3 protein-coding genes are annotated in these 9927 nt (G+C 67.6%); all 3 read left to right on the forward strand.

What is annotated here, in order from left to right; genetic code table 11:
* On the forward strand, positions 1–3065 hold a 3065-nt coding region (locus AC1DSN_RS12685), incomplete at its 5' end, for an aminotransferase class III-fold pyridoxal phosphate-dependent enzyme (protein ID WP_477330970.1).
* Positions 3062–9436, forward strand: coding sequence for an amino acid adenylation domain-containing protein (locus AC1DSN_RS12690; protein WP_477330972.1), 6375 nt, complete (start codon positions 3062–3064; stop codon positions 9434–9436). The genes AC1DSN_RS12685 and AC1DSN_RS12690, both read left to right, overlap by 4 nt.
* A 25-nt stretch (positions 9437–9461) precedes the next feature.
* A partial coding sequence (locus AC1DSN_RS12695) for a glycosyltransferase (protein WP_477330974.1) occupies positions 9462–9927 on the forward strand: 466 nt, incomplete at its 3' end.

A 9927-nucleotide genomic window follows, 5' to 3' on the forward strand; every position in this document is an offset into this window, starting at 1 on the left:
GCCTGTGGATGAGCCTTGGTGTCGAACCGGTGGCGATGATCGGCCATAGCGTCGGCGAGTTCGCCGCCGCCGTGCTGGCCGGCGTGATGCCGCTGGCCGCTGCCGCGCGACTTGTCGCGCGCCGCGGCCGCCTCATGCAGGCCCTTCCCGCGGGCTCCATGCTTTCCGTTCGTCTGGGAGCCGCCGAACTGCGGGCGCGCCTCCCGGACGCTCTTTCCCTCGCTGCCGAGAACGCGCCGAATGCGAGCGTGGTTTCCGGAGAGACGGCGGCCGTCGAAGCCTTCCGTCTCGCGCTCGACGCCGAGGGCGTCGCCTGCCGCCTCTTGCATACGTCCCACGCCTTCCACTCCGCGATGATGGATCCCGTCCTGGTCTCTTTCCGTGCCGAAGTGGCGGCGGTGTCGCTCAGTGCGCCGCGCATCCGCATCGTCTCTACGTTGACAGGACTGCCGCTGACCGACGAGGAAGCCACCTCGCCGGACTACTGGACCCGGCACATGCGTCACGCCGTGCGCTTTTCGCCGGCGCTGCTGCATACGCTGGACGATGCGACGCACGCCTTTCTCGAAGTCGGTCCGCGGCCGAGCCTCGCCTTGTTGGCCCGCCAGCATTCGCAGAGTCGCGGCCGGACGATCGTTGCCTCCCTGGGTGACGGCCCGGCCGACGAACGTGCCGCACTGCTCGGTGCCGCCGGCGCGTTGTGGTCCGCAGGCGTGGCGGTGACGACGGCAGCCTTCGACCACCGCGAAAACCGCCGCCACGTGCGCCTGCCCACCTACCCCTTCGAACGCAAGCGTCACTGGATCGACGCACGCCTCCCGGCGTCCGTCACTCCGATCGCCGCTGCCGCCCCTTTGCCTCAGCTTCCGCAGATCGCGCCGACCCTGGTCGCGCCGTTCGCGTCGCTCGATATCACCCCTTCCGTTTCTCCCGTCGTACCGGAGCCCCTCATGCCGATGCCTTCCGCCCCCACCAGCAACGCTCGTCCGCAGCGCCTCGTCGGCGAACTCCTCGCGCTGTTCGAGGATGTCTCGGGAACCKAACTGGAGGGTGTCGACCCGGGCGCCAACTTCGTGGAACTGGGGCTCGACTCGCTCTCGCTCACCCAGGTGGCCTTGCAGTTGCAGAAGACCTACGCACTGAAGATCACCTTCCGCGAACTGATGGACGGCTGCTCGTCGTTCGAGCGGCTCGCGGCACACATCGATCGCCTGTTGCCGGCTGAAGCCCAGCCGGTGGCGCCCGCGCCGGCGGCCATGCCCGCCCCGGTCGCGGCGGCGGCGCCCGTGGCGATGGCCATGGGCGGCGGACTGGTCCAGGACGTGATCGCGCAGCAGATGCAGATCATGCGGGAACAGTTGGCGTTACTGGCGGGAGCCGCCGCTCCCGCATCCGCCTTTGTGGGAGCCGCTTCAGCGGCGATAGCCAGTTTGCCGCAAGCACCCATCGCCGCTGAAGCGGCTCCTACACAGAGCAGCCCGGGCGGTAGCACCAGTGACGAAGAGGCTGCGCTCGCCCATACCACCTACGACGTCAAGAAGGCTTTTGGTGCGATCGCCCGCATCCATCACGGCGCTACCGAACTGAGCGGCCGCCAGCGTGCGCGACTCGACGCCTTCATGCGCCGCTATATCGAGCGCACGAAAACATCCAAGGACTATACCGAAGAGCACCGCGGCCATCTTGCCGATCCCCGCGTCGTCAACGGCTTCCGTCCGTTGTTGAAGGAGATCGTCTATCAGATCGTCATCGAGCGCTCCAAGGGATCGAAGGTGTGGGATCTCGACGGTAACGGTTACGTGGACGCGCTCAACGGCTTCGGCATGAACCTGTTCGGCTGGCAGCCCGACTTCGTGCTCGACGCGGTGCGCAAGCAGCTGGATGCGGGCTACGAGATCGGCCCGCAGCATCCGCTCGCCGGCATCGTGGCGAAACAGGTCTGCGACCTTACCGGCTTCGACCGCGCCGCCTTGTGCAATACCGGCTCCGAAGCCGTCATGGGCTGCGTTCGCGTGGCGCGCACCGTCACCGGCCGCGACACGCTGGTGATTTTTACCGGTTCGTACCACGGGATCTTCGACGAGGTGATCGTCCGTGGCACGAAGAAGCTGAAGTCCGTACCCGCCGCGCCGGGCATCCTGCGCAATACCTCCGAACATGTGCTCGTGCTCGACTACGGCACACCTGAGTCGCTGCAGATCATCCGCGAGCGCGCCTCGGATATCGCTGCCGTCCTGGTCGAGCCCGTGCAGAGCCGTCGCCCCGATTTCCAGCCGGTAGAGTTTCTCCAGGAACTGCGCGCGATCACCGAAGAATCCGGTTCGCTGCTCATCTTCGATGAAGTGGTTACCGGCTTCCGCGCCCATCCGCGCGGTGCCCAGGCTGTCCTCGGGATCGACGCGGATATGGCCTCCTACGGCAAGGTCGTCGGCGGCGGCTTCCCGATCGGCGTCATCGCCGGCAAGCGCCGCTTCATGGACGCGCTGGACGGCGGCCACTGGCGCTTTGGCGACGACTCCACGCCGACCGTGGGCGTCACCTATTTCGCGGGCACCTTCGTGCGCCACCCGCTGGCCCTGGCCGCCGCGCACGCCGTGCTCACCCATCTCACGAACGAAGGCGGCCAGCTGCAGACCACGCTCAACGCGAAGGTCACGGCCATGGCCGAGCAACTCAACGCGTTCTGCGTGAGCGTCGGCGCACCGATTCACGTCGTCCACTTCGCTTCGGTGTGGAAGACCACGTTTACCGAAGACCACCCGCTGCAGGACCTGCTCTTCGCCATGATGCGCAGCCGCGGCATCCACATCCTCGACAACTTTCCCTGTTTCTTCACCACCTCACACAGCGACGCGGATTTTGCCGCTATCGCCACAGCGTTCCGTGAATCGATTCTCGAAATGCAGGAAGCGGAATTTCTGCCGCGCCGCCGCGAAACGCCTTCCTTCGATACCGAGCGTCCGCCCATGCCGGGTGCACGCCTGGGCAAGGATCCCGAAGGCCGTCCCGCCTGGTTCGTTCCCAACCCGGATGCGCCGGGCAAGTACCTGAGGGTCACCGCATGACGCAGAACGAGCTGGCCGCCGCCACAGCGGTCGACTATGACCCCTTCGCCGGTGCGCCGCTGTCGCGGCTTGTGCCGACCACGGAGCCGCAACGCGAGGTGTGGCTGGCATCCCGGCTGGAGCCGGAAGCCTCGCTGGCATACAACGAAGCGGTGTCGATCAACCTCAAGGGCTTGCTCGACGTGCCGGCTCTCGAAGCGGCCCTGCAGGCGATCGTCGATCGCCACGAGGCCCTGCGAGCCACGTTCAGCAGCGACGGCGAAGGTCTCTTCGTCGCCGAACACACGACGCTCCCCGTCGCCTTCCACGACCTCTCGCTCCTTGCGCCCTTCGAAAGTGATGCGCGCATCATGGGTGCGCTCCACCGCATCGTCACCACGCCCTTCGATCTCGAACACGGCCCCCTGGTGCGCGCGGAGCTGTTCCGCCTCGCCGCGGACCGTCACCTGCTCACCATCGCCGCGCATCACATCGTGTGCGATGGCTGGTCTTTCGGCGTGATCGTGAACGATCTCGCCGCCCTCTMCGCGCAGCGCACGGGCCACGGCACCGGCCCGGCCGACGCCGGCGCGTTCTCGAACTTCGCGTTGGCCGAGGCCGCGCACGCCGGCACCGGGGCAGCCCGTGAGGATGAACAGTACTGGCTGGGCCGGTTCGCCGGTCCCGCGCCCGTGCTGGACCTCCCTACGGACCATTCCCGTCCCCGCCGTCGGTCGTTCACCTCACGGCGCGAAGACCGCACGCTGGATCCGACCGAGGTCACCGCGATCAAGCGCCTGGGCGCCGCCCACGGTGCCAGCTTCTACGCGACCCTGCTCACCGCCTTCGCCGTCCTGCTCCGCCGTATCGCGGGGCAGGACGATGTCGTTATCGGCATGCCTTCGGCAGGCCAGGCGGCGGAGGGCCACGACACCCTCGTCGGTCACTGCGTCAATGTGTTGCCCCTGCGCACGCAGATCGACGACACAACCACCTTCGCGCAGTTGCTCGGCACGGTACGCACCGACCTGCTCGATGCCTTCGACCACCAGCGCTATACGCTGGGTAGCCTGCTCGCCCGGCTGTCGATCGCCCGCGATCCCTCGCGCCTGCCCCTGGTGGCCGTGCTGTTCAATCTCGATGCCCAGCTCGACGAAAGCACCGTGACCTTCCCCGGGTTGCGCTTCGATGTCGAAGCCATACCGCGCGCCTACGAGAACTTCGAGCTCTTCGTCAACGCCGTGCAGGTTGGCGGCGGCTTGCGCCTCGAATGCCAGTACAACGCCGATCTGTTCGATGGCGCGACGATCCAGGGCTGGCTCGACGCCTACGCGATGCTGCTCCGTCAGGCCGCCATCGATCCGACCCTGGAGGCCGTCGCGCTTCCGATCGTCTCCGACGCGGTATACCGCGAACTGGCCGCACTGCAACCCGCGCCGACGCCATTCCCCGAACTCCGCCTTGCCCACGAATTCTTCGAGCAGCAGGTGGACCGCGCGCCGGAGCGCTCGGCCGTGCGTCATGCCGACCGCTCACTCAACTATGCGGCACTCGAGTCACGGTCCAACCGTGTGGCCAATGCCCTGCGCGAGCGGGGCATCGGCCACGGCGACCTGGTCGGCCTCTCGCTTGCGCGGGGTCTCGACATGGTTGCGGCCGTTCTCGGTGTGCTCAAGTCCGGTGCCGGCTACGTGCCCCTGGATCCCACCTTCCCGGCCGATCGTCTTGCCTTCATGGCGGAGGATGCCGCGCTGGCCGCCCTCGTCGTCGACGACAACGCGCCCCTGGCCTTTCCGTTCGACCCGACACGCGTCCTCGCGCTTACCAGTGAAGAAGTGGTGCACGCTTCCTTCGAGCGCCCGGAACGTAATCGCAAGGCGGCCACGCCCGATTCGGTGGCCTATGTGATCTTCACCTCCGGATCGACCGGCCGCCCCAAGGGAGTGCGCGTGCCGCACCGCGCCGCGGCCAACTTCCTCACCAGCATGCAGCGCGTCCCGGGCATCGCTCCCGACGATCGTCTGGTCGCCGTCACGACCCTGTCCTTCGATATCGCCTTCATGGAGCTGATGCTCCCGTTGACCAGCGGTGCCGAAATCGTCGTCGCCGGTCGTGACGACGTGCGCGATGGCGGGCAGCTGCGTCGCCTTATCGAAGAAGTGGATGCCACGATGATGCAGGCGACTCCCGCTGGCTGGCGGTTGCTCGTCGACGCCGGCTGGAAAGGTCGCCCCGCGTTCCGCGCGGTCTCCGGCGGTGAACCCCTGCCGGTCGACCTCGCCGAGGCCCTGCTCGATCGTTGCGGCGAGGTATGGAACGGCTACGGCCCGACCGAAACCACGGTGTACTCGACCTACTGGCGTGTGTCCGACCCGCGCGAAGGGATCTACATCGGGCGTCCCATCGCGAATACCACCGTGCACATCCTCGATGAGCGCGGCAACCACTGCCCACTCGGCGTGCCCGGCGAGATTCACATCGGCGGTGCCGGCGTCACGCTCGGCTACCTCGATCGTCCGCAGCTCACCGCGGAACGTTTCGTTCCCGATCCCTGGGCGGAGGCACCGGACTCACGCATGTACCGGACCGGCGATCGCGGTCRTTGGCTCGCCAACGGCATGATCGAACACCTGGGCCGCCTGGACTTTCAGGTGAAAGTTCGCGGCTACCGCATCGAGCCGGGTGAGATCGAAAGCGTGCTCGCCGACACCCCCGAGGTCGGCCGCGCCGTTGTCATCGCGCGTGAGGACCGTCCGGGCGACGTGCGCCTGGTGGCTTACGTGGTGGGTCGCGAGGGTGCCACGGTCAGTGAGGACACGTTGCGCTCGCGCCTGCGTTCGCGTCTGCCCGACTATATGATTCCGCAACACATCCTCATGCTCGACGCGATCCCGCTGCTGCCCAACGGCAAGATCGACCGCAAAGCCCTGCCGCCGCCGATCGCCCACTCGGTGGCGACACCCGGTGAACGAATGGCGCCGCGCAACGACGACGAGCGCCGCGTAGCCGCCGCCATGGAAGCCGTGCTCAGCCTGCCCGACCTCGACGTGCGCGACGACTTCTTCGCGCTGGGGGGCCATTCGTTGCTCGCTGCGCAGCTCACGGCGCGACTCAACCGCGAGTTCGACGTCACGCTCTCCTTCCGCACCCTGTTCGACGCGCCCACCATCGAGCAGCTCGCCGCCGCCATCGGCTCGCAGGTGGCCAGCGGGACGGCACCCGCCGCCGCACCGATCGATCACCGCGCACATCAGGACCAGGCGCCGCTCTCGCTCATGCAGCGTCGCCTGTGGGCACTCGAGCGCATGCATCCCGGTCGCGTCACCTACAACGCGCCGTCCGCGCACCGCCTTCGTGGTCGCCTCGACGAACATGCCTTCGACATGGCCTTCCAGGCCTTGATCCAGCGGCAGCCAAGCATGCGTACCGCGTTCCGCGACGTGGGCCAGGATATCGCGCAGGTCGTCTCATCGCAGCTGGAATACCCCTTGTTCCCTGCGGAGGATCTCTCGGACCTGCCCACCGAAGAACGCGAAGCACGCCTGATGCACCGCCTGCAGGAGCTCACCGATACGCCCTTCGACCTGGGCAGCGCTCCGCTCTTCAGCGCTCRCATGTTTCGCCTGTCCGCAGACGAGCACGCGTTCTTCTTCATGCCGCACCACATCATCTGGGACGGCTGGTCGTTCGACATTCTCTACAACGAACTGTCAGCGCTGTATCGCTCCTTCGTTGCCGGACTGCCCTCGCCGCTGGCTGCGCTACCTGTCACCTACGGCGATTTCGCCGAGTGGCATTCGCACTGGCTGGACTCTCCGGCGTTCCAGTCGCAGCTTGGCTTCTGGCGCGAGCGTCTTGCCCAGATGGGCGACGTGCGGGCATTGCCGACCGATCATCCGCGCCGTCCGGGCATGTCCGGGCTCGGTCGCACGGAGTGGATCCGCGTCACGCGTGAAGACACCGACGCGATGCACGACGTAGCCAGGCAGGCCGACGCCACGCTCAACATGACCCTGCTCGCCCTGTACTACGCCATGCTGTCGAGCTCGGCGGGCCAGCACGAGCTGGTTGTCGGTACGCCGGTGCGCGGTCGCAACCAGACCGAAGTCGAATCGGTCATGGGCTACTTCAACAACCTGCTTCCGCTTCATGTGAGCGTGGACCCTGCGCTCTCCTTCCTCGAATTCGTGCGCCACGTGAAACGCACGGCGATCGAAGCCTTCGGTCACCCGGACGTGCCACTGGAATACCTGCAACGCGAACTGAAAGTCGGCCACGGTGCCAGCGCCACGCTCTACCAGGCCCTGTTCTCGTTCCAGGATGCACGCCAGCGCTCGGTGGACTGGGGCGGACTTGCACATGAACAGATCCTGCTGTTCCAGAGTGCCGCGACCGAAGACCTCGGCCTGTGGTTCCTCGAAAGCCACAACGGCATGGTCGGCGGCGTCACCTATAACGCCGACCTGCTCCAGGCGAGCACGGCGCGCCTCATGCGCGAGCGTTACCTGGACATGATGAAGCGCGTCGCCGCCGATCCTTCCCTCTCGGTGGGTTCACTCACCGCGGCCACACCGGCCGAGCGCGAAAAGATGCGCGGCTGGAACGCCACGGGTAGCGACGCCCATCTGCCGCTCGACCTCTACGCCATGGTAGAAGGCGGCGCGAAGCTCTCTCCGGATGCGGTGGCGATCATCCATGGACCGCGCAGCACCACCTTTGTGGCGCTGCTGCGCCGGGCGCTACGCATGACGACCCTGTTGCGCGACCGTGGCGCCCTGCCCGGTAGCGTGATCGGCCTCTGCGTCGATCCGGGTGCCGACCGCCTTGCCGGCCTCCTCGCCATCGCGCATGCCGGCGGCACCGCCCTGCTCCTCGACCGCGCCGACCCCGCCGCGCGCCTGCGCGACATCGTGGCCGACGCGCGGATGACCGTGATGATCGGCGACATGGCACTCGAAGCCACGCTGGACTGGCCACGTGCCTGCGCGCTGTGGCTCGACGCGGATCATGCCGAAATCGAAGGCGTGCGCCTCGACGATGTCGTGGCAGGTGCTTCTCCTGAGCCCGATATGCCGGCCGTCGCGTTCCACGTTCCGGGTGCCGATGGCAACGCACGTGGTGCGGCCCTCTCGCATCGTTCCATAACCAATACAGTCGAAGGCCTGATCAAGGCACTCGACCTGCGCGCCGGTCAGCGCATCGGTGGCGATGCCCTGGCTACCGATCCCCTGTCGATGATCGAGCCCCTGCTCGCCCTGGCCAGCGGTGCGACCTGGGTCGTGCAGGAGCCGCAGGACCTCGCGCGCGGTGAACTCGGCGCGCTCGACCGCTTCATCGCCACGCCGGAGACCTGGCACGCCTTGCTCGAGCAGGGCTGGGCCGGCGATCCACAGTTGCAGGCGGCGATCGTCAGCGGTACGCCCACACCGGAGATGGCCACCCATGTCGGCGAACGTACGGCCGGCCTGTGGACGCTGTTCGGCGATGCCCTGTCGGCACCCGTCGCCACCTGTGGTCGCGTCGACCGCACCGTCGATGCCTTGCATGAGGGCCGCCCCCTTGCGAACAGTGAAGTCTGGATCCTCGACGACGATGGCGAACCGTCGCCGATCGGGGCGACTGGTGAGTTGGCCATCGCTGGCCGCGGCCTGGCGGCAGCCTTCGGTACGCGGGCGCTCGCCGATCGCCAGCCGGGCGACGACCGCCTGGTCCGCACGGGCTATCGCGGTCGCTGGCTCGCCGACGGCATGGTGCAGGTGCTCGACCGTGACGACCGCCGCATTCGCCGGCACGGCCTCGACATCGAACCCACCGCCATCGAAACCCTTCTGCTCGCCCAACCCGGTATCGTCCGGGCCCTGGCGGTACCTCGCATCGGTCACGCCGGCGATCACCACATCGATGCCTACGCCGTCGCCGCGCCGGGTTGCCAGCCGGACGCGGACGGCGTGCGCGCCGCACTCGCCGCCCACCTGCCAGCCTGGTCCATGCCGGCCAGCCTGACGCTGCTCGATGCCCTGCCGCTGCTGGCTACCGGTGAGCCGGACATCGCCGCGCTGCCGCTGCCGACTGAACAACAGCCCGGGAACGGCACGCCGACCAGCAACGAACCGCGCACGCAAAGCGAGCGCCTGCTCGCCGCCGTGTGGCAGGAGCTGCTGGGCATGTGCCGGATCCGCACCAGCGACAACTTCTTCGATGTCGGTGGCCACTCGCTGCTCGCCGTCGACATGGCCATGCGCGTGCAGAAACTGACGGGCGTGCAACTCAACCTGCTCGATATCGCAAACGGCACGCTCGGCACGCTCGCCGCGGATCTCGCCCTGGCTCCGCCAGCGGCGCCGACCGCCTCGAAACGTGGCCTGTTCAGTCGTCTGCTCGGGCGCGGTTGACACACACGGCACCGGGGGGAATGCCATGATTTCGCACATTGCCTGGCTCGCCTGCTGGACATCGGCCCTGCTGCTTGTCCATGTCTTCGTCGGCTACCCCGTGTTGGTGTGGCTGCAGGCACGCCTGCGCCCGCAGCCGGTGGCACGACGGGCCATCCTGCCGACGGTGAGCATCGTGATCGCCGTGCACGACGGGGCCGGCTTCATCCGCGCCAAGCTGGCCAGCCTGCAGGCGTTGGACTATCCACCGGAACTCATCGACATCGTGATCGCCTGCGACGGTTGCCACGACAACACCGTGACCACGGCGCGCCGCTCCACCGACGCGCGCCTGACTGTGCTGGATTATCCGAACCGCCGCGGCAAGGCCGCCTGCCTCAACGACGCTGTCGCTCTCACCCGCGGCGACGTGCTGCTCTTCACCGACGTACGGCAGAAGCTCTCGCCCACCGCGTTGACCGAACTGGTCGCCAACCTTGCCGACCCCACTG

Source organism: Luteibacter sp. P4_D7_3 (assembly GCF_056401735.1).